The organism is uncultured Eudoraea sp., assembly GCF_947490415.1.
Classification (GTDB): Bacteria; Bacteroidota; Bacteroidia; order Flavobacteriales; family Flavobacteriaceae; genus Eudoraea.
In genome coordinates this window covers 654,304-678,902 of record NZ_CANLGX010000001.1, presented here as the reverse complement: position 1 = coordinate 678,902, position 24,599 = coordinate 654,304, and the positions used below count along the sequence as shown (strand labels likewise).

20 protein-coding genes are annotated in these 24,599 nt (G+C 40.9%); 10 read left to right on the top strand and 10 right to left on the bottom strand.

Annotated elements, in window-relative coordinates; all coding sequences use genetic code 11:
- Positions 1-3: 3 nt before the first annotated feature.
- Both Q0874_RS03000 and Q0874_RS02995 read left to right on the top strand, forming a co-directional pair.
- The gene (locus tag Q0874_RS03000; RefSeq protein WP_299159189.1) at positions 4-993 is read left to right on the top strand and encodes an SIS domain-containing protein; all 990 of its coding nucleotides are present in this window, start codon (positions 4-6) and stop codon (positions 991-993) included.
- A gap of 5 nt (positions 994-998) precedes the next feature.
- Entirely contained in the window at positions 999-1,856 is an 858-nt protein-coding gene (locus Q0874_RS02995; RefSeq protein WP_299159186.1) for a fructoselysine 6-kinase, read from the top strand.
- 54 nt (positions 1,857-1,910) lie between these two features.
- Here Q0874_RS02995 and Q0874_RS02990 read toward each other — a convergent pair whose 3' ends face one another.
- Entirely contained in the window at positions 1,911-2,096 is a 186-nt protein-coding gene (locus Q0874_RS02990) for a hypothetical protein (protein ID WP_299159183.1), read from the bottom strand.
- Positions 2,097-2,468: 372 nt separating this feature from the next.
- On the opposite strand from Q0874_RS02990, the gene Q0874_RS02985 reads away from it, so the two are divergent.
- Both Q0874_RS02985 and Q0874_RS02980 read left to right on the top strand, forming a co-directional pair.
- Positions 2,469-2,933 carry an Hsp20/alpha crystallin family protein gene (locus Q0874_RS02985; RefSeq protein WP_299159180.1) on the top strand — a complete coding sequence of 155 codons (465 nt, stop codon included), beginning with the start codon at positions 2,469-2,471 and terminating at the stop codon, positions 2,931-2,933.
- Between the two features lie 99 nt (positions 2,934-3,032).
- On the top strand, positions 3,033-5,687 hold the full coding sequence (locus Q0874_RS02980; protein ID WP_299159178.1) for a cation-transporting P-type ATPase: 2,655 nt from the start codon (positions 3,033-3,035) through the stop codon (positions 5,685-5,687).
- A gap of 138 nt (positions 5,688-5,825) precedes the next feature.
- Here the strand turns inward: Q0874_RS02980 and Q0874_RS02975 are convergent, their stop codons facing one another.
- From Q0874_RS02975 to ligD, 3 genes are all read right to left on the bottom strand, one after another.
- Positions 5,826-6,941: an acyl-CoA desaturase gene (locus Q0874_RS02975; RefSeq protein ID WP_299159175.1), complete on the bottom strand. Its 1,116-nt coding sequence runs from the start codon at positions 6,939-6,941 to the stop codon at positions 5,826-5,828.
- A gap of 376 nt (positions 6,942-7,317) precedes the next feature.
- The gene (locus Q0874_RS02970) at positions 7,318-8,628 is read right to left on the bottom strand and encodes an erythromycin esterase family protein (RefSeq protein WP_299159173.1); all 1,311 of its coding nucleotides are present in this window, start codon (positions 8,626-8,628) and stop codon (positions 7,318-7,320) included.
- Between the two features lie 12 nt (positions 8,629-8,640).
- Positions 8,641-9,561, bottom strand: coding sequence for a non-homologous end-joining DNA ligase (gene ligD / locus Q0874_RS02965; protein WP_299159171.1), 921 nt, complete (start codon positions 9,559-9,561; stop codon positions 8,641-8,643).
- Between the two features lie 288 nt (positions 9,562-9,849).
- Between ligD and Q0874_RS02960 the strand changes: the two genes are divergently transcribed.
- Genes Q0874_RS02960 through Q0874_RS02950 form a run of 3 tightly spaced genes read left to right on the top strand, consistent with a single transcriptional unit; the run spans position 9,850 to position 11,446 of the window.
- Positions 9,850-10,617 carry a sigma-70 family RNA polymerase sigma factor gene (locus Q0874_RS02960; protein WP_299159169.1) on the top strand — a complete coding sequence of 256 codons (768 nt, stop codon included), beginning with the start codon at positions 9,850-9,852 and terminating at the stop codon, positions 10,615-10,617.
- Positions 10,618-10,636: 19 nt separating this feature from the next.
- Positions 10,637-11,035: a hypothetical protein gene (locus Q0874_RS02955; protein ID WP_299159167.1), complete on the top strand. Its 399-nt coding sequence runs from the start codon at positions 10,637-10,639 to the stop codon at positions 11,033-11,035.
- A 51-nt stretch (positions 11,036-11,086) separates the two neighbouring features.
- Complete coding sequence (locus tag Q0874_RS02950; protein WP_299159164.1) at positions 11,087-11,446, top strand: hypothetical protein; 360 nt, start codon at positions 11,087-11,089, stop codon at positions 11,444-11,446.
- 481 nt (positions 11,447-11,927) lie between these two features.
- Here the strand turns inward: Q0874_RS02950 and Q0874_RS02945 are convergent, their stop codons facing one another.
- The 5 genes from Q0874_RS02945 to ftsH form a co-directional block, all read right to left on the bottom strand.
- Positions 11,928-12,596: a BON domain-containing protein gene (locus tag Q0874_RS02945; protein WP_299159162.1), complete on the bottom strand. Its 669-nt coding sequence runs from the start codon at positions 12,594-12,596 to the stop codon at positions 11,928-11,930.
- A gap of 133 nt (positions 12,597-12,729) precedes the next feature.
- Positions 12,730-14,088, bottom strand: coding sequence for a PAS domain-containing sensor histidine kinase (locus Q0874_RS02940; protein WP_299159159.1), 1,359 nt, complete (start codon positions 14,086-14,088; stop codon positions 12,730-12,732).
- Positions 14,078-17,059 (bottom strand): chemotaxis protein CheB, encoded by a 2,982-nt coding sequence (locus Q0874_RS02935; RefSeq protein WP_299159157.1) that lies wholly within the window; start codon positions 17,057-17,059, stop codon positions 14,078-14,080. The genes Q0874_RS02940 and Q0874_RS02935 overlap by 11 nt, the downstream gene beginning before the upstream one ends.
- Positions 17,060-17,241: 182 nt before the next feature.
- Positions 17,242-17,643: a hypothetical protein gene (locus Q0874_RS02930; protein WP_299159155.1), complete on the bottom strand. Its 402-nt coding sequence runs from the start codon at positions 17,641-17,643 to the stop codon at positions 17,242-17,244.
- A 39-nt stretch (positions 17,644-17,682) separates the two neighbouring features.
- A complete protein-coding gene (gene ftsH, locus Q0874_RS02925; RefSeq protein WP_299159153.1) occupies positions 17,683-19,653 on the bottom strand; it encodes an ATP-dependent zinc metalloprotease FtsH in 1,971 nt (656 codons plus the stop codon).
- Positions 19,654-19,899: 246 nt separating this feature from the next.
- Here ftsH and Q0874_RS02920 point away from each other — a divergent pair, with 246 nt between their 5' ends.
- Complete coding sequence (locus tag Q0874_RS02920) at positions 19,900-20,316, top strand: hypothetical protein (protein ID WP_299159151.1); 417 nt, start codon at positions 19,900-19,902, stop codon at positions 20,314-20,316.
- 25 nt (positions 20,317-20,341) lie between these two features.
- Positions 20,342-21,847: a Do family serine endopeptidase gene (locus Q0874_RS02915; RefSeq protein WP_299159148.1), complete on the top strand. Its 1,506-nt coding sequence runs from the start codon at positions 20,342-20,344 to the stop codon at positions 21,845-21,847.
- Positions 21,848-22,773: 926 nt separating this feature from the next.
- On the opposite strand, the gene Q0874_RS02910 is transcribed toward Q0874_RS02915, so the two are convergent.
- Positions 22,774-23,742 carry a 1-phosphofructokinase family hexose kinase gene (locus Q0874_RS02910; RefSeq protein ID WP_299159147.1) on the bottom strand — a complete coding sequence of 323 codons (969 nt, stop codon included), beginning with the start codon at positions 23,740-23,742 and terminating at the stop codon, positions 22,774-22,776.
- A gap of 368 nt (positions 23,743-24,110) precedes the next feature.
- On the opposite strand from Q0874_RS02910, the gene Q0874_RS02905 reads away from it, so the two are divergent.
- Positions 24,111-24,494, top strand: a complete 384-nt coding sequence (locus Q0874_RS02905; RefSeq protein ID WP_299159145.1) for a response regulator transcription factor — start codon at positions 24,111-24,113, stop codon at positions 24,492-24,494.
- Positions 24,495-24,599: the final 105 nt, after the last annotated feature.

Sequence of the window (24,599 nt, the reverse complement as noted above, 5' to 3'; positions counted from 1 at the left end):
TTTATGAATTCAATTACCCTGCATACTAAGGCACTAGTCAAAATGCTCATAGCGAGAGCTGAAGACGGTGTTCAAATGTCAGAGGTATTTTTAGTTGCCTGTGGAGGCTCACTGGTAGATCTCTACCCGGCCAAATTCTTCCTGGGGAGTGAAAGCCGTCTATTGCGTACTGATCTCTATACGGCCAACGAGTTTGTTCATGCGGTACCGAAGGTGCTTGGGGAACGGTCGGTTGTCATCTTATGCTCGCACAGTGGTATTACCCCGGAAATAGTTGAGGCGGTGAAAGTTGCAAAAGCAGCAGGTTCTCTTACGGTCTCATTAACTCATAACAAGTCATCAGATATTGCTGCTTTTTCGGATTATAATGTTGTTTACGAATGGGGAGATGAATCAAGCGTTCAAAATAATCCGATGGCAATTACACTGGCGCTTTGTCTTGAAATATTGCAATACTCGGAGGGATATGTCAATTACCACAAATTTCAGGAAGCTTTGTTAAAGATAGATGATGTCGTTGCAGCAGCACGCAACAAAGTGGGCTCGCGAGTCTTGACATTTGCAGAGACGTATCAGAATGAGAAAATGTTCTATATTTTGTCTAGCGGAGCGAGCTATGGACACGCTTATGGCTTTGCGATCTGCTCTTTGATGGAAATGCAATGGCTGCACGCGAGCGCAATTCACTCCGGTGAGTTTTTTCACGGTCCTTTTGAAGTTACAGACAAAAAAACCAATTTCATTCTTTTGGTGAATGAAGGTCGCACTCGTCCCCTTGATGAGAGGGTGATTGCCTTCCTTAAAAATTACGCCAAGAATTATGTAGTAATCGACGCCAAAGAGCTTGGTATTGGGGTGCTTCCCGAGTCTGTTGTCGAGTTTTTTAATCCGGTCTTGTTCTACAGCGTGCTGTGTGATTACCGGGAAGCATTGGCAAATATTCGCAATCATCCACTTGAAACACGCCGTTATATGGGTAAAGTGGAATACTAATTTTGATGATGGGAGATAGCGCAATGAAGGTTATAGGTATCGGCGACAATGTTGTGGACGACTATAGTCACATTCGGACAATGTTTCCGGGCGGTAACGCGCTTAACTTTTCGGTATATGCGTCGATGTTAGGCTGCGATTCGGCCTATCTGGGTATTTTTGGAAGTGATGAAAGTGCTAAGCATGTGCAACGAACACTCGCCCGAATAGGCGTAGACACTTCCCATTGTCGCTGTGTTGAAGGACCAAATGGCCATGCAATTTTGACAATCGAAGATGGCGAGAGAGTTTTTATTTCATCGAATAAAGGAGGAATCAGCAAATCCGTTCCAATGGAATTCATTTTCGACGATCTCGATTACCTGCAAACGTTTTCAATTGTGCATACCAGTGCGTACAGCTATATGGATCGCTACTTATCCCAATTGCAACAACTAAATCCCTTGATCAGCTACGACTTTTCGGATGACTTCGATAGCGAATATGCGCTTTCCCTATGTCAGTACATCGACTTTGGTTTTTTTTCCTGTGCCGAATGGACCGAAGAAGCGGCAAAAGAACTTCTTGAGAAAGCGGTGAATAAAGGCTGTACCCTTGCAGTGGCCACAAGGGGTCCCCGCGAAGTCATTCTGTTCGATGGTCGATCCTGGTTTAGACAAGCTCCCCGGGTAGTGATACCAAAGGACACGCTCGGAGCAGGAGATGCTTTCATCAGCGGATTCCTGATTTCCTATGTTGGAGGCAAAGCCAACACCGGTGTTCAACCGGCCTTATTGATTGAAAACTCCCTTGAGAAAGCTGCTTCCTTCGCTGCAGAGATTTGCCGGGTGCAGGGTGCTTTCGGACATGGCTTACGCTATTGAACTGTACATTCCGATGGCACGACCGGCGTAACCGAAAAGCTTTGTAAAGTAGATTTAAGTGATCTTTAAGTGATCTTTTCGTATAGACTTATCAGATTTATGAGCAGTTGGTTTTATGGTGTATTTATCCATAATTATTTGTGCTTTGAAAAAATATAAGGTAGATTCTGCTCCTTGATTAATGTTAATGTGTGTATCTTCAAGACCATCATAGGAGGCGCCGTTTTCCGTATTATACATGATTCGTTTAAAATGATTATTTCCCAAAAACCAACTAAAGGCTAACTCAAGTTGATTTTTATATTTGTTTTTTCCTGTTACTTCATAAAATAAATCTAAGGCAATAATTGTAGTAGCTACTTCTATAGGTTGTTCTCCATAAAAATTCCTTTCGTTTTTCTATTGCTTTCATATTTTTAGATTATCAATCCAACATTTTAGGTAATGTATAGATATCTGGCATCTTCTTAAATGACTTTAATCTTCAGAAATAGGGTGATCAAAAAGTTTTTTAGAACTATTTCGGACTGACCCAAATCATTTCGCATATAGGCCGCACAAGGTACCTTCGGGTCATGTTTAATTAATTGTTTAACTTAAAAATATAAGATCATGACACTGGTAAAATTTAGAAGAAGGCCTTTTGGCAGTCTGGTAACCCAAGATTTCTTTGATATGGACGATTTTTTGGATAACCGCAGATGGGGAAGAAATATGCTACCTACTAACTTTTGGAATGGGAAAAGAATGGAACCTGCTTTAAACATCAGGGAAACGGATGACAATTTCGAGATCGAACTTGCCGCTCCTGGTTTTGGCAAAAAAGATTTCAATGTAACCATTGATGATGGCTGCCTCAACATCTCTGCTGAAAAGTCAAGCAAGGCAGAAGAAAAAGAAGAAAACTATACCCGAAGGGAATTTAGTTACAATTCTTTTGAACGTTCTCTGAAAATACCCGAGAGCGTAAAAGAAGAAGAAATTAAGGCCAAATACAAAGACGGTATCTTAAGCTTTAAGCTGACTAAAAAAGAAGAGGCCAAAAAACGTCCACCCAAAGTGATAGAAATCGCTTAATGACCATTTGAATTCTGATTGCCCTCTTGCCAATAACCAGGCGTCCATTTGAATAGTATTGGTCAGGGGGCATTATATTTTCCTGCAAAACTCAAAATAATGCCTCAAGACCCTTGCACCCTTTCCATAAAAGAGATTGTTGCCCAATTAGACAGCGATGATGTTCAAGGTCTAGGCAGGAAAGAAGCTACCCAGCGCCTTGAACACTATGGTTTTAACCAAATTCCGGAACAAGGCCCTAAAAAGCGGTGGATCATATTTGTCGATCAATTGCTGAATCCGATAATTTATATTCTTGCGGTTGCCGCCGTACTGGCTTTTGTATTTAGCGATCTCCTGGAGGGGATTGCCATAATCATTGTAATATTAATTTCGGTCGGTATTGGCTTTTTTATGGAGCTTCAGGCGATACGCTCCCTGGAGGCCTTGCGGAAAATGGGTCAGGCTACGACATATGTTATTCGATCTGGAAAAAAAATCAGGCTCAAGGCTTCCGTAGTAGTGCCGGGCGATGTGGTACTGCTATATACCGGGGATGTAATTCCTGCAGATGGCCGACTGATCGAAGTCGATAATCTTTCAGTAAAGGAATCTGCTTTAACGGGCGAAAGCGCTCCAGTTAATAAGAAAGTGGAGGAGCTAAAGGCAAAAACCCCGATTACTGATCAATCCAATATGGTATTTAGGGGAACTTCGGTGCTTGCAGGATCGGGAAGAGCTATTGTAACCGCGACAGGTAAGCACACCCAATTAGGCAATATTCAGCAGATGGGCCTGGATGCTGAAAAAGAACGAACTCCTCTGGAAAAGAAATTGAACCAGTTAAGCCAATGGCTCATTTGGTTGACTGTTTTTTTTGCGGTATTGATTATTGTCACGGGTTATATTCGCGGAATAGACCTACTACTAATGATAGAAACGGGAGTAGCCCTTGCCGTTGCAGCAATACCCGAAGGACTCCCAATCGTGGCGACAATTGCATTGGCCCAAGGCATGTTGAGATTGTCAGAGAAAAAAGTAATCATCAAAAAACTGGAAGCGGTACAGACCTTAGGGGCAACGGATATTATCTGTACGGACAAAACGGGAACGCTGACCGAGGATCAGATGAAAGTGCATACCGTACTTTTCGGAAATGAATCTTTGACAAAAGAATATCCGGTCAAATCGGATATTTTGGATTCTGGAAGCAAATATTCTGCTTTCAATAAAATAATATTGGCTTCCATTCTCTGCAACAATGTTGTGGGTATGCCAAAAGACGAACCTGGTGATTCTATAGAGCTTGCGCTAATGGATTTTGCCGAACAATTGGACTACGATACTGTGTCTATCAAAAATGAACACCCCGAAATAATGGAACTCCCTTTTGATGCAAAACGGAAATTAATGGCCACAGTAAACCAGTATCAAAAAAAATTTGAAGTTTATGTTAAAGGGGCATATGAAAGTCTCGTTCCCTATTGTAGTTTTTATTGGGATACATCTGGAAGAAAACCCTTCGACCTTAAAGAAGATTGGGATAAAAAACTGGATAAACTGGCCTCACAAGGCCTGCGCACTTTGGCTTTTGCCATAAAAGAAACCTCAGAATGCCCAACAAAGGAAAGCTTATTGCACGAATTGACTTTTTTGGGTATCATTGGTTTTATAGACCCCGCGCGCGAAGATGTTAAGGCAACTATCGACATTTACAGGAAAGCGGGCATACGGGTCGTGATGGTAACAGGTGACCACCCGGGAACTTCTAAAAAAATTGCAGAGGAAGTAGGGATATTAAAGGAGGATGAGCCTAAAGAAAAGGTCTTGCTGGGTAAAGATTTGCAGCAAGGTCTTGACAAAAGTGACAATTGTACCGCAAAGTTACTCAACGCATCCGTTTTCGCAAGGGTAACACCTGAACAGAAATTGGATTTAGTAACTTTCTATCAAGATAACAATCATATTGTAGGAATGATCGGCGACGGGATCAACGATGTCCCGGCCTTAAAAAAAGCAAATATTGGCATAGCAATGGGTATTCGGGGTACGGAAGCGGCGCGCGAAGTTGCAGATGTAATTTTAAAGAACGACAAGTTTACGGCCATTGAACTCGCTATCAGGCAAGGCAGGGTAGTCTTTCAGAACATCCGTCAGTTCGTGGTGTATCTCTTGTCGTGCAATCTGGCCGAAATTTTATCCGTAGGACTGGCAGCTTTATTGAATCTTCCGGCACCATTGTTACCCTTGCAGATCTTGTTCCTTAACCTTGTAACCGATGTATTTCCCGCTTTAGCCCTTGGTTTGGGAAAAGGTGAAGAAGATATTATGGATCAACCACCCAAAAACCCAAAAGCCCCCATTATGGAGCGAAAAGACTGGTACGACACAATGATATACGGTCTCTCTATAAGTGCCTCCGTATTAGGCGTTGTGGCCTATGGAAACTTCATTTTAAAACTAGCCCCCATGGCCATTAATAACATGGCATTCTATACTTTGGTTTTGGCACAATTGTTCAATGTCTTCAACATGCCCAAACGTCAAGAATTATTCTTTGTCAATGAAGTGACTAAAAATCCGTGGGTATGGGGCGCTATTGTGTTGTCTATAATGATTACGCTCGGGGCCTATCTAATACCGCCGGTGGCCCGGGCACTTTCTCTGGAGACCTTTTCTTCCGGACATTTAGGAGTTACTATTTTGTTTGCTTTTGGTTCTTTGGTCCTGGCCCAGTTCGTAAAGCGCGTGGGAAGTATTTTTGGCCGGGAATAAGCCACTTGTTTTATTTCGCCATTTGATGATTCCTCGCGTTTATTGAATGTTCCACAGGAACTGGCGGGAGGCAAAACCGTAAGGGCAGGTAAACTCGGAAATTACCTTCTTCGTGCGATCGGGGGCATCAATATGGAACTACTGAACGGATGTAATGACAGGCAATGTTGCATCTGGTTTCCCCAACTCTTTTAACCTGCGATAGTGTGAGGCTAGTGCACTCAAAACATTGGGTTTAAGATTATAGGTGAACCCGTATTCTTCAGCAGTTGTTTTTATAATACCGGCAATGGCAGGATAATGCACATGGCATATATTTTGAAAAATATGGTGCTCAATCTGAAAATCCAGTCCGCCGATATACCAGCTGAATAAGCCATTCTTTCTTCCAAAATCTGATGTGGTGTGAAGTTGATGTACCAGCCAATCGTTTTTAATTTGTTGGTCTTTATCAGCAAGAACCTGATCCGTGCCTTCTACCACATGTGCCATTTGAAATACTGTGCTCATGATCATCCCTGCGGTTACATGCAAAACAATAAAGCCGATTAATATTTGCCAGAAAGTGAAATCTGTAAAATATAAGGGCATGCCAATGATAGTTACAAAGTAGGCAATTTTAATGGCAATGAGTTTTACCAGTTGCCATGTTGGGTTAACATTTTGCTCGAGGGTTATACCTTTTCTGTTATACTCCAGCAATACTCCAATTTCACCAAACAATCTTGTAAATGTCATGAGGCCATAAAGCGGAAAGGCATAGAAATGCTGATAACGATGATACTTTTTAAGTGGCCCGTATTGGCACAAACGGATAATCTTTAAGTTAGAAATATCAGGGTCATAATTGAAAATATTGGTAAACGTATGATGCTGAATGTTATGCTGTATTCTCCAATTAAAGATATTGCTGCCTAAAAGGAACATGGTAGACGAAGCGAGATCATTTACCCATTTTTTTGAAGAATAGGCATGATGTACCCCGTCATGCATGATTGACATCCCCACACCGGCTTCCCCTATACCCATTATAACAGCGAAAACCAGCGCTGTCCAGGCTGATACGGGACTGGTGAGCAATATGATAAAGGGCACTAAATAAACACCTAAAATAACAACCGATTTCAGGTACATATTAAAGTTGCCGTAAATAGACTTGTTATTATCTTTGAAATAGGCACGTACACGTTTGCGTACCTCATGGGCAAACTCTCGCTCCTTAATGTTTTGCCTCACGAACTTAACACTTTCCATGATATTCGTTTAAATTAATATTACCCTCGAAATTTATTTAAAAACTACTATACGAGTTAATGATTTTGGTCAGTTTTAATAAAAAAGCTGTGCTTTTTTAACGGTTACATCACTGTCTGCACGAGCCTGATTATCCCAAGAATACGAAATAGCCAAACATTATGGAGTGATCTAATGGCTCCTATAAATATTTTCTGGAACCCTGAGCAAGAATGATAGATAAGGGGAGCAAATCTTCCTCCTTTTAATGACGCTCTAAGAATTCAAAATGCTTTCAGAAGATGACCAATGGGATACCGCATTCTCAATTGGTAAGTTCCCGGATATTGTAATAGAAGGTAATTCGGTAAGGTTCGATAAAACCGAATATAATGGGTTAAAATGCCCAGGGGTAAGTTTCGGGCAGTTGCGATTTATCTACATACACATCCATAGCATGCACCCCTTCCGAAGTATCGATATAGATAAAGGCATCATAGCGTTCGGGCATAACCGAGGGTACGTAATTACCTATTTTCTCAAAGTGCGGGTGGTACACCACCCCAATGGCACGTTGCCCGATCGGGTCCTTAAAGAGGTTGTTTCCCTTTAAGTCGTTCATAAACAACAATTGATCCCCTTTTCCGGTTTGGTGCAAAAGCTGTTCCCACGAACCTTCGATGGCTTCCGGCACATGCATATTCCGCATGGGAGCGCCCCATTCTGCACTCGCTACGACCGTACCTTTGTATGATCCAAAACCTACTATTTTAGGATTGAGGCCCGGCAATTGCTCGCGTACCAACTGACCTACATTTACGGTACTGTCCAATGCCATGTCCGTTGCCCTGGCATCGCCAACATGGGTGTTATGTTCCCAGATAATTGCCTTTGATTTGGGTCCGTGAAAATGGAGCAGGCGCTTTAGGGTATCCATCATATGATGGTCGCGCAGGTTCCATGAACTTTGGTTGGCATGTACCATGGAACGGTAATAGGCTTCCGCATTTTTCGCGATATGGGCATTCTGTTCCATATTTAGTGAGGCCTCTAAATCGGTATTGAAATGTTGCGAACGATTTTTAATATTCTGAAGCAATGATACCACTTCGTTTTCGCAGGTTTTGGGTAGAAAACGCTGCAATGATCTTGCGTAGGCCATGCCTTTTTCATCGCCGAAAGGTTCAAAACAGCCCAGGGCCCTTTTGGCCGAAGGCACTAAGCTAAGGTCGTGGGTCTTCAGGTAGTCCATGATGGCTTCCATGGATTCCCATAGGCTATAAACGTCAAGGCCGTAGATACCCACCCTTTCATTGGCAGGCAGCTTTTCATTGTGCATGTGCAACCAGTTGATCAGGGTCTCTATTTCCCAGTTGGCCCACATCCAGGTAGGCCATCGGTTGAATTCCTTTAATACTTCTACGGAACTGCTATGACTGTTTTCATAGTGTTTTACATATCGGTTCACGCGATAAAAATCTGGCCAATCGCCTTCTACAGCAATAAAATTAAAACCGTGTTCTTCGATTAACCTTTTGCTTATGGCTGTGCGCCAAGTGTAATATTCGTGGGTGCCGTGAGAGGCCTCGCCCAATAATACTACTTGTGAATCGGAGAGCTTTTCTATCAGGGGATCTAAATCCAAAGCATTCTCCAATTTCTTGCTTACTTTATCGAGGACCGCTATTCTTTGCTCCGAAGTATTCATGATGTTATTATTTTAAATTGATTTTGAAATAGTATCGGCGTCAACCTGTCTGTCCATTAATTTTTCCAGTTTCTTTTTGGCGCTAGTCAAGAGTTTGACGTTTTTCCCAAAATTTTGCCAGGGATTTGACTTTTCCTTCAAACGATCAAAAATGGTATGTATGTTAAAAGCACGGGAATTGGACATTTCTGCCAATTCGTCCCAAGCAATAGGTACGGCGACAGGGGCACCTTCAAACGCTCGCACGGAAAACGGACAAACCGCGGTTTGCGCATACGAATTCCGAAGGTAATCCAGGAACAATCGACCCCTGCGTTGGTCTTTTCGCATTTCTATGGTAAAATCGTCAGGATATAGTTTCGCCAGGTACGCGGCAACTCTTTTGGCAAAACCCCGTACCTCGTCAAAATTTTCGACACGCACAAGTGGAACTAGCAGATGAAGTCCGTTGGAACCCGTAAGCATCGCATAAGTTGAGAGTTTCAATTCTTCCTCCAACAATCTCCGAAGTATTTGGGCGCCATTCACGACTGAATCAAAATTTTGGCCTGATGGATCTAGGTCTAATATCAATTTATCAGGGTAGTTCAGTTTATCGATCTTGCTTAAGGTGACATGAAAGGTAATCGTTCCCTGCGCTGCCAAATAACACAAAGTATCCTTGCTATTGCAGATAACATGCTTAACCCAACCATCTTCTTTCTTTATTTTTTCTGTTTTGATCCAATCAGGGAAATAGTCCGACGCATTCTTTTGATAGAAGCCTTCTTTTGTTATGCCGTTTGGAAACCGGTGCATTGTCAGCGGACGGTCTTGGAGATAGGGCAACATATAATCTGCTATTTCTTCGTAATACCGGATCAGGTCTCCCTTGGTAATCCCCGAAACAGGAAAATAGATTTTGTCGCTATATGGATTCTCTACAGATCTCATCCTTTCTTCTAGTATTCTTACTGCATGGGCAAATTCAGAATATAATTTTACTACGGAGTCATTTCCGTTCTTCGTTCCGGTTCTTGATAAACCCCATGGAAGACAATTTATTTCAATAATTCATTTACCTTAAAAGTAGCCTTAACAAGGATCATTGAAAATGATGCAAATCAGTCAGTCTGATTTTTAACATGCTTTTATCATCACCAACAAAAACATTCTGACTGATCCTAATCATTTCACCGAACGTTTTATGTTCGCATTTTTGTTTTATAAAATATCAATAAAATGGAAAACACGAGAACGTATTACAAAAGCCAAAAGGAGTTCCGAGTATATGTGGCTAGTACTTTTTCTGATTTGGTCCGGTATAAGAAAATGGGTGAGAAAAAAGAGTTTAACGAATTGTTGTTAAAAATCTTGCCTAAGGTAAATCGGTACATTGTCAAAAGACTAAATACTGCGATATCAATAGGAAATCTTCCCCAGGGAAAATACAGACCTGCCGATTTTATAGATCAATTATTCATCACGGCATATGAACATTTTGATGAGGTAAAAAGGGAAAAAGACTTATACCCATGGATATTCAAAAAGGCCGATGAACTGCTCGAGAATACCATTACAGATGAGGAATTCGATGAGGTTTTCTTTCAGAACATCGATGATTTTTCAAAACCTGCCTGGAATGCTATGGAAGAAAAATTCTCTACTGACGGCGATGGTGATCTGGTCATGATGGAAGAATTGGATGATATATCCTACGGAAATAAGGATTATGTACTGAACCAGGTTTTTGTAGAAGATGACAATAATGAAATGATTGCCAAGCTAGACAAAGAATGGGGCGAGGAGAATATCAGGAAGCATGCCGAAATGGTATTGTACCATTTGCCGCTACCTATGCGCACTGTTTACGAACTTGCAACGGAACACCATTTTAATGTCGAGGAAATCGCAGGAATTAGAAATCAAAGCCTTCAGGAAGTGAAACAACTTTTAGAAGATGCCCGTAAGGCACTCAAAACGAGTTTTTATAATAGAACAAAGGAATGAATCTATAATTAATACAATTATGAACACGAAAACTTCAAATCCAAATTCAGATATTTTATTGGGTGTAGGATTGGACATTCTGCATCGAGAGAGTCTGGAATGGCTGGAAACCGTTGCCTTCTGGAAAGACGAGACCAGGTTCTTCGCCGATCTGTTGCACAAAAAAGACGGCGGGGAATTGGAATATGGCAAAATGCTAAGTAATCTGGACAAGATTCATGAGAATCTGTTCGACTATCTGGTGGACGATATTATCAGTCATGAAAAATTATTGGCCCGTTTGGAAAAAGGCGAAAAAGGAATTGCGGATGCCGATTACAGAGACAGGCATAAAAACTTAAAGAAACGTATGCAACTTTTTACGAGTGATTTTCGCGATTTTAAAAAAATGGTCTTTAGGTATGTTAAAAAACTATGAACTAAAAAGGCGAAAGGCAAAAACAGGCAAACAAATTCGTAAGGTAGGACTATGGAAATAAGCATTTTCAGGAAAGAATATGGGACTTCTGAAAGCATCACGCATTTCATGGATTTTTATTATAGCTTGCAAATGAAATATCTTGCCAGCGATCTTTTGTACGAAGGCCTTACTCCTCAGCAGATAAGCGATGCTGTACTTCGTGCAATCAAGGTTGGCAAATCTTCAGGGCTGGACATTCACCAACATTTTAAGCCACTTTTTAGTAGTATAGACAGAGAAATAATTGGTGATTGCAAGCTCTCTCAATTGGGCTACGGGTTGGTATTGATGAACGCCGAGGCGAAAACCTCTGCAGTCGGTAATTGGCAGTTAAAGGTTTTGGAGAAATATTTTAAGGCAGATTTATAATATGAAACCTAAGAATTTAGGAAACAACAATATTGAATTATTAAATAGTACTTTTATTATCCTGATGGTAGTATAAGGAAGGCAAACCTTACTCTATAAATAGGCCGAAAGCTTTCCCATTCGAGATTCGCATATTTAAGACGCCTTTTACCTTTTTAAAGGCGTTTTCAGCAATGTTCTTTTTGTTATATTCATCAACAAAACTGTTCAGGGTTAATCAATCTATGGCTCCTGTGTCAACCCTTCCAGCACATCGTTTTTAATTTCCAGGTCTGTTCTTAAGATACTTTTATTTGATTTAATAAGACGTATACACAATATAGTAATAAACTGGTTTAAATGGAACAGCTCAGGGATTGTTGACTTTAATACTGGACACCTAAGTATTATTAAATAGCGGATAAAATCAACCCCGATTTGGAAATAAATCGGGGTCGTTTTTGTTGAGCATCAAAAAAATCCGGTTATTTTTTCACTTTACCTATGCGTATTCGGTATAATATTGCACCTTAAGCTCATTGTTTACATAATTGACACCAGGAGCGCGATATGCTGCTGTTTCCGCATCCTCTTTTTCTTTAATGGAACTTACCTTGCCCTTTAAAGTTACTGTATGGCCATCTGTTATAACAGCAATATTGTTCGCATCGATTTCTGCTGCTCGTTCGAAAGCTTTCTTGATTTTCTCTTTTACCTCAAAAGGTTTTACATCTTGTCTGATGTTAATGTTATTAATAACGCTCCGAACGCCGAGTAAATTTTCAACGGCACTTTTCGCTGCCTTTTTTTGATAGCTCCAGTTGACTTCACCAGAAAGGTATACCCAACCGTCTTCAACTTTAATAGTCAGATCCTCTTCTGGCACAGAAGAGTCCCATTCCAGGGCATCCACAACAGCCTTGGCAATTTCCTTATCTGTTTTTTTGAATGCCTCACCATATTTTACCTCGATATCTCCTGCCAAGGCTTTTACGCCCTCAACGCCTTTTACCGCTTTTTCAGCGGCAATTTTTTTAGAATAGCTATCTACTACACCACTAAGCGTTACTACTCCGTTTTCAACAATGACCCCTATTTCGGTCTCATCAATGTCTGGTTGCCATGCCAATTCGTCCAGTACATCATCTTTAATTTCCACATCCGTTTTCATGGTTACATAAATTTAGATTAAACTTTTTTAAACTGGCCCAAAGTTAGTATTGCATTATGGGCGTTAAAATGATTTACATCAGCTGGCCGAAGTAATAACTGTTAAATTTTTCAAAACTTTAGGAAGGAATAGATTAGGAATCTTGAGGCAGAGTTATCGTAAACGTGCTGCCTTTACCCGGTATACTTTGAAATTGGATGGTTCCATTCAGCAAATCAAGATAGCGTTCAACAATACTCAGACCTAATCCTGTACCTTGAAAATCTTTAACGTTTTTGGCTCTGAAAAATCGTTTGAAGAGATTTTTTTGGTCGTCAAGGGGAATACCAATCCCCTCGTCCTTCACCATTACGGTCAACGTCCCGTTCAAAGTTTGGGTACGCAAGGTTACATCGGTTTCTGAGTATTTTATAGCATTAATCAACAGGTTGAATATTATATGGCGCAGGATATTTTTGTCCTGTATGACCTCAGTCCTTCCCTCATGGTAATAATTAATATGTTGTCCAGGTTTTAAAATACCTTCCATTTCTGTCTTGAGGTCTTTTATAAATTCTGGAATTTCTAAGTTTTCCTTTTTGACCCTCACGGCATCCCTTTCTAGTTTTTCGAGGGAAAGAAAATCATCTAGAATTGCAGTAAAATTATTGATAGACGATTTAATGTGTTCGACATGTGGGTCGATTTTATCGTACCGCCCCAGATTTTTAAACTTCTCTATAAGAATGACCGACGACTTGATAATGGTAATCGGTGTCCGTAGTTCGTGGGAAGCGATCGTTATAAAGGCACTTTTCATTTCGTTGATCTGCTTTTCTGCTTCCAGGGCTTCACTTAGTTCTTTCGTACGTTTTTTTACAATGGCCTCCAGTTCCTCATTGTATTGTTGAATGCTTTCCTTTTCTCTTTGCAGGTCTTCATGGCGCTGTTGGAGGGCTTCTGCTTCACGAAGTTCAGTAACATCCTGCATAGCAATGCGACATAACGGATTATCTTGATTTCCACCTACAACTACTATACCATGAATCAGAGCAGTAAAGTCTTTATTTCCATTACGTTTCAGATGCAGCTCCAATGCGGGCAAAGTACCAGTTTTAAAGGCTTTTCGCAATTTCAATAACAGTTTATTGGCCTCGCCACTAAACATATAGGCCGAGAGGGGTTTCCCCTTCAAATGCACACGCTCTATACCCAGCAGATTACAAGCTGTAAGGTTGATGTTGTTGATTACACCTTTTTTGTCCAAGATGAGGTAGCCTATCGGGGCAAAGTCGAATAGATCGGTATATTGGTCACGAGCTTCTTCCAGACGGTGCTGTGCCTCGCGCAGTTCTTGATTCTGCATCTCGAGTTCCACCTGATGCACTTCCAGCTCATGCATCATAACCCTGGCTTTTTCCATGGTAAGGTCCAAAGCCGATAGAGGCAATTTTTTGACTTTGGCCTCCGCTTTGTCACGTAACGTGTTATGCAATGGCTTTTTAGCTGCCATTTTTTTGTTTTTTAAGTTTTGCCAATGCCCGTTCGGTTTCTGAAAGTTCGGTAATATCTATTAAGATACAGGCGATTCCTTCAACTTTTTCATCCGTATAAACAGGGCGCACCATAAGATCGTAGAAGTGTTGTGTATGCCCGATTTTCAGAGCTATATTTTCCCGTATGGGCTTTCCCTGTTTTAGAACTTGCTTCTTTATTTTTTCCAGTTTTTCCGTATCTTCCTTTGAGAAAAAATCGACATCCTTTTTTCCAACCATGGCACTGAACTGAAAGTCTGACTGTATGTTTGCAATACTGGTATATTTTAAATCCTTGTCCTGTGTATAGACAATGGTCTTTGACATTTCGAGCAAATGTTCATAGTTTTCCTTGGCTTCTTTCAATTCTTCAGCCAATTGTTTTTCATGGGTAATATCGACAAAAGTGATAACTACGCCTTCGATAACGTTTTCAGAGGTGCGGTAGGGCATGATCTGCATTTTATACCAAGTACCATCGCTACTTTTTACGGAGGTGTTAAAAGGCCTAAGCTTGTTCAGCACTTTTTTCACTTCTTTCACGAAACCATCAAAAATCAGATTCGATGATAAATGCTCTACGGGTCTTCCCACATCGCTCTCGATCAGGTTGATTATCTTGGTCATGGGGGGCGTAAAACGTTTTATTTTAAGATCGGAATCCAAAAAAATAGTTCCTATTTCGGTACTCGACAAAAGATTGTTCATATCGTCGTAGGCCTGTGCAAGCTCATCTATCTTAGAGGTAAGTTCCGTATTTACCGTAACGATCTCTTCGTTGACGCTCTGTAGTTCTTCTTTCGAGGTTTCGAGTTCTTCGTTTGTGCTCTGCAGTTCCTCGTTGCTTGATTGCAGTTCCTCGTTACTCGATTTCAGTTCCTCGTTTGAGACTTCAAGTTCTTCTATGGTAGAACGCAGATATTCCTTGGTGGCGGTAAGTTCCTGTTCCAAAGCATGTAGTTCCGAAGTTTCCTCGGCAGTGGTCTGTTTGACTTTGGAAGGTATATTTTTTACTTTTTGTACATCTTCAAAGGTAACCATGAAAAAGCCTTCAATGACACCGGAAGGTTTCAAGGGCCTGATTCTGAGGTCTATGGTCTGAAAGCTACCGTTGGTTTTTACGGTAATACCTTTTCTTACTTCGGTCTTTTTGCTTTTCCCTGTTTTTAAGATAAGGGTGCGCAAGTCGGTTTTAAGCCCTTCACGAGCCATGTCTATCACGTTCAACTTTGCCTCGCCGGGAGAGGGTTGTAGGTATTTTCCCGTATTTCCGGAAAAATATATTGCATCGCCTTCATTATTTATAATTGCACATGCTGGGGCATAATTTGCCAAGAGCAGACGCTCTGTAATTCCGGCTAAATTTTCCTTGGCTTGAATTTTCAAGAGCGATGGGTTTTCTGTTTTTATATTGGTTGGCTCCCGGAAAAGTTCGCCGATATTGGGCATTTTGGCCAATACTATATTTTTATGCCTGAATATTTTGTGTTTTCGGTCGATTATGTCAAAATGATTGGCAAACTCTCCTAAGGATTCAGAACTGCCCAAAAAAAGTATCCCCCCGGGTTTTAGGGCATAATCAAAAATGGTAAATACTCTTTTTTGCGCAGCGAGGTTCAGATAGATCAGTAGGTTTCTGCAGCTAATCAGATCCTGTTTCGAGAACGGGGGATCCTTAACCAGGTTGTGTTCAGCGAAAATAATCTGATCTCTAATCTCTTTCTTTATCCTAAAGGTTGTCGAGTAGCTCTGAAAATAACGAGAGAGGCGTTCTTCGTTCACATCGGTTGCGATTGTCTCGGGATAAACACCTTGACGAGCAAGGTTGATGGCGTTTCCGTCAAGATCGGAGGCAAAAAGTTGTACTTTAAGTTTTTTGGACTGTTTTCGTATGGCCTCATCAAATAGAATCACCAGCGAATAAGCTTCTTCTCCTGTTGAACAACCGGGCACCCAAATACGGATAGTATCGCCATCCATTTTTTTATTCAGGATCTCCGGAATGATAGACTTTTGCAAGGCATCATACGCTTCCTTGTCTCTAAAAAAACTGGTCACACCGATCAGTAGTTCCCTGAACAACTTAATGACTTCATCACGGTTTTTTTGAAGGTATTTTAAGTAGTTTTCCAGCTTATCAATTTGATTGAGCGCCATGCGCTTGTCTATTCTTCTTATTACAGTACTGCTTTTGTAATCTCCAAAATTACAGCCTGTTTCATTGCGTAACAGAATAAAAACTTTGTCCAAAAGGTCGTTCGCGGCTTCAATCTTAGTCTGTTTTTCTTCGGGTTTGAGTTTTCGGTTCTTGCCATATTTGAGTAGCATTTTAGGCATTTCTTTGATGGGAAGAACAAAATCTTCGGCCCCGGCGGCAACAGCACTTCTGGGCATACCATCGTATTTTGCCGTTTCAGGGTCTTGTACTATAGATAAACCCCCATGCCCTTTGATATCCTTAAGGCTCAAAGTGCCTTCAGTTCCCGTACCGGATAAGATGATTCCCACTGCCCTTTCAGTCTGGTCTTGTGCCAATGACCGAAAGAAGTAATCTATTGGTTTTCGAAAACCTCTGGCTGCGATTGGCGTCATTAGACGAAGCGAGCCATTGTATATGGCCATATCCTTATTGGGAGGAATGATATAAATATGGTTGGGTTTAACTGCAGTGCGATCCTTCACTTCAGATACCGGCATTTCGGTATGTTTTTTTAAGAGATCCACCATCAGACTTTTATGGGTAGGATCCAGATGTTGCACCAACACGAATGCCATTCCCGGATCTTGGGGCATATTAGCAAAAAATTCTTTGAAGGCTTCAAGACCGCCAGCAGATGCCCCCATACCTACAATAAGGAATTTGTCTTCCTTCACACTAGTACTTCCCGTTTTATTGAGAGGCACTTTTTTGGTTGTGTTTTTGGTAGCCGATGTTTTTCTTTTCGCCATTGTAATCTTGTTCTCGGTTGATCTTTGACAAATTTAACCAAAAGCACAAAATATAAAAGAGGCCTTAAAAGGACTCCATACGTCATAAATAATGTGTTAATGTATCATAACAATAAATAATTAATCATGACATTGGTCAGCTTAATTTTGTTTTAGTCGAGATAGTTATAAATCAAGATTATTTACATGTATCTTGAAAGAAACTTAAAAAATGCTTTTTTCAAATCGGCATAGATCTGTCGCTGCGTCTCCATACGGTTTCTGAATTCCAGATGTCTTTTTACGAGTAGGGCATCTAAAGTATCTTGTCCTGTTTTTGTTTGGGCGGCAATACGGGTCTCATGTTGCTCAATAGTTTCCTGCAAATCGTCTATGACACCACCATGAAGGATAAATTCATTTTGATAATGTTCCAATTCTGCCAATACTGTTTTATCAGTCCACCGGGTTACAAGTTCACTTAATCTGTTATTAAAGGATTTTAACTCGTCTTCCCAAAATGCAAGTTCTGAGCGCCATTGTTGGTGTTCAAAATGTAAATCTTCATTAAAGATTACTTCTTCCGGTTTTTGTGTTTTTTCCATGATCACTTAATTTTTATACGTTTATTCTGTTCTATAATTTCACTCCTTGCTTTCTAACAGTTCTTTTACGCCTCTTTTCCCCAATATCTTCTCCAGATCATCTTTTTCAACCACTTCTTGTTTTAAGAGAAGTTGTGCCAGTGTTTCCAGTTCATCACGATGTTTCAACAGTAAGTTTTTTGTTCTTTCATAAGCCGTGGTCACAAGCTCCTTTACTTCCTTGTCGATCTGTTGCGCCATATTTTCACTGTAGGGTTTCCCTAATAACCTTTCATTTTGTCCCGAGGAGTCGTAGAAACTGATTGGTCCTATCTCCTCATCCAGACCATAGTAGGCTACCATGGTATAAGCCTGTTTTGTCACTTTTTCCAAATCGTCTAAAGCACCTGAGGAAGGCTCGTCAAAAATTATCTCCTCCGCAGCCCGGCCTCCTAACGAGGCACAAATCTGATCCATAAATTGTGATTTGGTTACAATTTGTCTTTCTTCGGGCAGGTACCAGGCAGCACCTAAAGATTTTCCTCGCGGAATGATGGACACCTTGACCAAAGAATCTACATTTTTAAGATACCAACTGACCACGGCGTGCCCCGCCTCGTGGTGTGCCACGATTTCTTTTTCTTTGGGCGAGATGATCTTGCTTTTGCGTTCCAGACCACCAATGACCCGATCACGGGCCTCCATAAAATCTTCTTGTTCCACTTTCTTCTTTTTCTTTCGGGCCGCGATCAGTGCAGCCTCATTACAGATATTGGCAATATCCGCTCCTGAAAAACCGGGACTCAGTTTAGCAAGAATATCCACATCTACATCTTTTGAAAGCTTTAGAGGACGAAGATGCACTCCAAAGATTTCTTTTCGTTCCTCTTTGGTAGGCAGTTCAAGATAGATATGGCGGTCGAACCTTCCAGGGCGCAACAGGGCCTTGTCCAGCACATCGGGACGGTTGGTGGCAGCTAGTACAATAACTCCTGTGTTGGGGCCGAAGCCATCAAGTTCCGTAAGTAATTGGTTCAAAGTACTTTCCCGTTCATCATTGGCCTGGAACGCATTGACTTTGCCACGGGAGCGGCCCACGGCATCTATTTCATCAATAAATATGATACTCGGTGCTTTTTCTTTGGCTTTTTTAAAGAGGTCGCGTACCCTGGAGGCTCCCACACCCACGAACATTTCTACAAATTCGGATCCCGACATTGAGAAAAAGGGAACCTGCGCCTCGCCTGCAACTGCCCTCGCCATTAAAGTCTTTCCCGTTCCGGGAGGGCCTACCAACAATACGCCTTTGGGGATTTTAGCGCCTAGCTTCGTATAAGTTTCAGGATTTTTTAAGAAGTCCACAACCTCCATGACTTCTAACTTGGCTTCTTTTAAACCTGCAATATCTTCAAAGCTTGCTGAGCTTTTGGTGCCTTTTTCCGAAATATGGGGTGTTGATTTCCCAAAATTGAAAAGCGGATTGCCACCTGTACCTTTTCCACCCATTCGCCGTAGCATAAACATCCAGAATAAAATGATAATCCCAAAAGGTAACAGCCAGGACAGGATGCCGATCCAACTGGTACGGGTCTCATATTGTACACTTATTTTTTCTGAAGGGGAAAAATCCTCTTGCGCCCGTTGCAATTTGTCCTCAAAAGTCTCTACCGATCCTATGTTCATGCGGTATTGCGGCCCTACTTCAGTGCTGAACAATTTTTCTCTGACCTCTTTATATCTAGGGTCTGCCAAGCGATCTTTTTTGATATAGACTTCTGCAAATTCTTTGTTAACCACTACGATTTTTGCGACCTCCTGTTGTGCTAAAAGGGAGTCCTGCAAAAAAGACCAACTGATTTCCCTGGTACCGGAAACGGGATTGGAAAAGAGAGCAAACCACAATATGAGTCCAAATAGAAAGAAATAGTACCAACTGAAACCATAACCTCCATAGGGCGGTTTAGGGGAGCTTTTATTGCTTCCCGAAATATTGGATGCTCCTTTTTTATTTTTATTTGACACTTGTTTCATTCCATTCCAAAATTGCAAATTGATATAGTGCTTCTACGGTATCTGACAAGTCTGTGCTTAAAGTCTTCATGACCTTATATGGTTCGTTGTATTTATTTGAACAATCCTTTATCATCATATATTAGGACACGGGTATTTTTCCGTAGAACAATCACAAAATTATTTTAAAAGCATGTATTCTGATATGATGTAGGTCATTTCGAATTTCTCTATCCTCCCTTTAATTTGTTATTGAAATTAAAAGTGATGGAAAACAGAGGGCTATTTAAATCAGGAATACTATTTATTATGGTCATAGTTTTATTGTTATTGGCAAGATGTGGCCCGGTTGTAGTTACTTCTCGACCCCACAATCCGCCGCCACCCTGGTTTTATCCAAACCGAATAGAGGTGGTGCGCTATGTCTATTTTCCCGAATACATGATTTACTACGATCTGTCGGCAAGAACCTATCTGTATTTGGATGGAAACGTTTGGGTACGGCGCAACACATTGCCACCGCGTTACCGAAACATCGATTTAAGGCGATCACGATATGAACGGATTCGAGATTATAGTGATGATAACATTCGGGGGTACCATGACGAGCATAATGCCAATCGAGGCAGGAGCAATCGGAATACCCCGGGAAGCAACAGAAATATGAGTAGAAGTAACGGATAAACCATTGTAGAATTAATTTAAAGTCATGAGAAAAATAAAAACAGGCATCGGAATACTATTGATAGCGGCGATATCAGTTTCGCTTACGTCTTGTAAAGATTTAAATGGACAACAGGAAAGTCCGGATGATGAGCGCCTACAATTATACGCTGAGCAAAAAAGTCATGAAGAAACGGTAAAAAATGACGTTAAAGAAGTCAAAAGCGGACCGGTAGATTTTACCGAAACCGCTAAAAAGGTTTTAGATGCTGTGGTACATATCAGGTCTACTCAGACCAGCATCGATAAAAATTCGGATATGCTGCCCCGCGAATTGCCGGATTTTTTCAGAGATTTTTTCGGAGATCGTTTTCAAATGCCGGAGAATATGCCTCAACAACCAATGTACGGTTCAGGTTCTGGTGTCATTATCGACGCGAAAGGCCATATCGTAACCAATAACCACGTTATCAATAATGCCACGGAATTGGAAGTTACCCTTCATGACAATGAAACCTATAAAGCCACGGTAATTGGCGCCGACCCTACTACCGATATTGCGTTGTTACAGATCAAAGGAGATAACCTACAGTATTTGTCATTCGTCGATTCTGACGAAGTAGAGATCGGGGAATGGGTATTGGCCATCGGAAACCCGTATAGCCTTTACTCCACAGTTACTGCAGGGATTGTCAGTGCGAAAGCACGTAATATTAATATCAATCCTGAAAAATTAGCTGTGGAAAGTTTTATACAAACCGATGCGGCCATTAATCCAGGTAACAGCGGTGGTGCTTTGGTTAATCTTGATGGTAAAATTGTTGGCATCAACACGGCCATCGCAAGCAGAACAGGAAGTTATAGCGGATATGGATTTGCCATACCCAGCAATATCGTCTCCAAAGTAGTTGCCGATCTTTTAAAATATGGTAGTGTACAGCGGGGAATGCTCGGGGTAACTATACGGACCATGACCGGCGGCTTGGCCAAAGAAAAGGAGATGAATTTTATTAAAGGGGTCTGGGTCGAAAACGTGGGAGAGGATAGTGCGGCTAAGAAGGCAGGCATCGAAGCCGGGGATATTATCACCGAAGTAGATGGAATAAAAGTTGCCACTTCTCCAAGATTGCAGGAAATCATAGCCCAGCACAGACCGGGAGACAAATTATCAATCATCGTAAACCGAAAAGGAAAAGAAAAGGATTTTAAAGTCACTCTTGAAAACGTTAAGGGCACTACTGATATTACGAAAAAGGAAAATGTGGAAATGCTCAATTATCTGGGTGCTGATTTTGAAACACTGGATAAGGAAACTGCTAAAAAGTTGAATTTAGATGGTGGAGTAAGAGTCGTTAACCTGTATCCCGGCCTGTTACGCCAAAGTACTCAAATGCGTCCCGGTTATATCATTACCCATATTGATGGTAAAAAAGTGACCAATATAAAGGAATTGGTTGCGATTTTGGAAAATAAAAAGGGCGGCGTGATGCTTGAAGGTATATATGAAGATACGCCCGGAAAACAATATTATGCCTTTGGTCTTGATTCTTGACCCGTACTATACGAGAAAGAAAAAATTATTGATGTAAAATCTAAATCGGGTTAAAATGAGATAAGTCATTTCTATACCTGGCATCATAATATATTTGCGGGAAATTTTCCCAAAATATTTGAGGGAAGATGAAGCCCATGGTCGCCAAGTGATTGCTGTTTTGAAGCCTATATATTGAAGTCAAAAAAAAACAGGAAGCCGAAACTTCCTGTTTTTCATAAAGAAAGGGGATTCATCAACACTTTTATATCAATCTCTTAAACCATTTTATTGCTAAAACGACCTAAACGATCGATTGGAGAACTGACTGCATCCATTTCCTTTACTATGACCTTTACCATTTTGCAATGATGCCGATCAATACTTTAAAGAAACTGGAACATTTGCATGTTCCAGTTTCCAAGAAAGTGTAAAAACTACCTTTGACCGCTTTGCGTAATTTTGAGTGAAACCTATTGCTAGGCCATAGCTAAAATTACACGGCATGGGGCATTTCCGACACCTTCTTATGCTAGACCTTATTACTCCCCACGAATAATAAGTTTTTATTATTTATCATGATAGAAGTCGTTCAGACTTCATTTTCAAAGAACTATTCCATTCAACTAAGATGCTAAACTAAGGAATGGCGTCCAGGTTCAACATGACCTTCGTCAGGTTAATACTATTTTTTGAAAAAGAAACCGGAACACCCAAATGTTCCGGTTTCCCGGATGATGCTTTCTGATCCGATTACCGCTTACACTGACCTCAACAAAATTTATAGCTAAATCCTATCGCGATTCAAATGGTCTAAAGGAACGTCATGCCTCTTCCGTCCTGTCAAGCCTTAATTCCCCCGAGTAAGGCTTGTAAATTTTTCAATGAACTTTGTTATTCTTAACTAAACCACAAAAATACAAGGTCAATTTCTGGTTTCAAATGACCTAGATCAGTTTGGGGATTTTTTTCGCTTTTTTAACAGTATTATTTTCTATCCACTCATATAATTTGTCCGCATCTTCCTTATTACAAAGTTGTGTGCCGGGATGAAGAGTAGCGGCCGTACCACATGCTACGCCATATTTTACGGCTTCCCCTAATGATTTTCCATGGGTTAGGCTGAATACCATACCAGCGACCATACTGTCGCCTGCGCCAATGGTACTTTTTTGATGTACCGTAGGGGCGGGAATATATTCTATTTCATTTTTGGTCGCCCATAATGCACCTTTCGCACCTAAGGAAACCACGAGTACTTTACAACTAATTTCTTCAAGGAGCCTTTTGGCCAAAGGTTCCAGTTCCATAGCCGAGATGGATGCTACATGCAGAATAGTGCTCAGCTCACCTAAGTTGGGCTTCATTAGAAAAATATTAGCTTTCATGCTGGGGAGCAATGCTTCGCCGGAAGTATCCAACACCAGTTTCGCTTCCTTTTTATCCGTGATTTTCGAGACCTGCACATAAAAATCAGTTGGCATTTTGGGAGGCAATTTTCCACTGGCGACTAAAAAATCGTCTTTTTGTAAAATTTCCTCCAAAAGGATCAGTACCCCCTTCCATTCTTCTTTTTTTACGATGGGCCCCGGCACTACAAATCGGTATTGCAATTGGGTATTTGTATCGGTTACGGAAAGGTTTTCACGGGTCCACCCTTCAATTGGAACTACTTTTTGTTCGATATTATTATTGGATATTAATTGTTGCAAGTGGATTCCCATTGGGCCGCCCGACAAATACATACAAAGCGATTCAAAACCCAGGTTCTTCAAAGCCCTTGAAACATTGATGCCTCCACCTCCTGCATAATAGGCAGGTGCTTTGCATCGCAACTTTTTGTTGGGCACAATGCCTGCTACAGAGGTGTCTTTATCGACCACAGGGTTCATGGTCAGGGTGATAATCTTATTCATTTCAATGTTTATTTATTAACCGTTATTACTTTTCCTGTACTATCACAACTATTTTTATAGTTTTCATTTTAACAAAGTTTGTTACTTAAAAATTCTGGTATAAAGGAAGTTACATTGACGCTAATCAGAAATGATATAAATCATTCCTTACTCTCCATTGGCAGTTTCGTGGATAAAATAAGTTCAGACCACTTTTTTCCATGCCGGGGATATGCTTTACATGGTGCTGGTTTGTTAAGGGATGCACAGGAATGAGGGTGGCTAGAATGTGAATTTTCCTTATTTGAAAAAAAGTTCACATTTTAGATAGGATTATTCTTTCAATAAGAACTGTTTTTGTATCTTCTATAACCCAATTCATATTGCTTATGACACGCATTCTTATTATTGAAGACGATGTGGGCATTCGCGGGAATACCGCAGAACTTTTGCAGCTCGAGGGCTACTTTGTGTCTGCCGCTTCGAACGGTAGGACGGGTCTCGAAAAGATTAAATGTGAAACCCCGGACCTGATACTCTGTGATATTCTTATGCCGGAGATGGATGGTTTTGCGGTACTTAGACATGTGGGGCAAGATCCTGATCTAAAAAGAATACCGTTTATTTTTTTCAGCGCAAAATCGGAAAAGATAGATATTAAGGCAGGTATCGATGCCGGCGCGGATGATTACCTAACCAAACCTTTTGAACTTGAAGACCTTTTAACTACTATTGAAAAACACGTAAATAAGCAAAAAATACTTAAAAAATAACGTCCTATTGCTGGCATGAGAAGTCGTTAATTGCACATTATGGCTATCACAATAATTTCAACCTACTGATTAAAATCATTTTGAGTTTTCTTTGATTTGGGTATT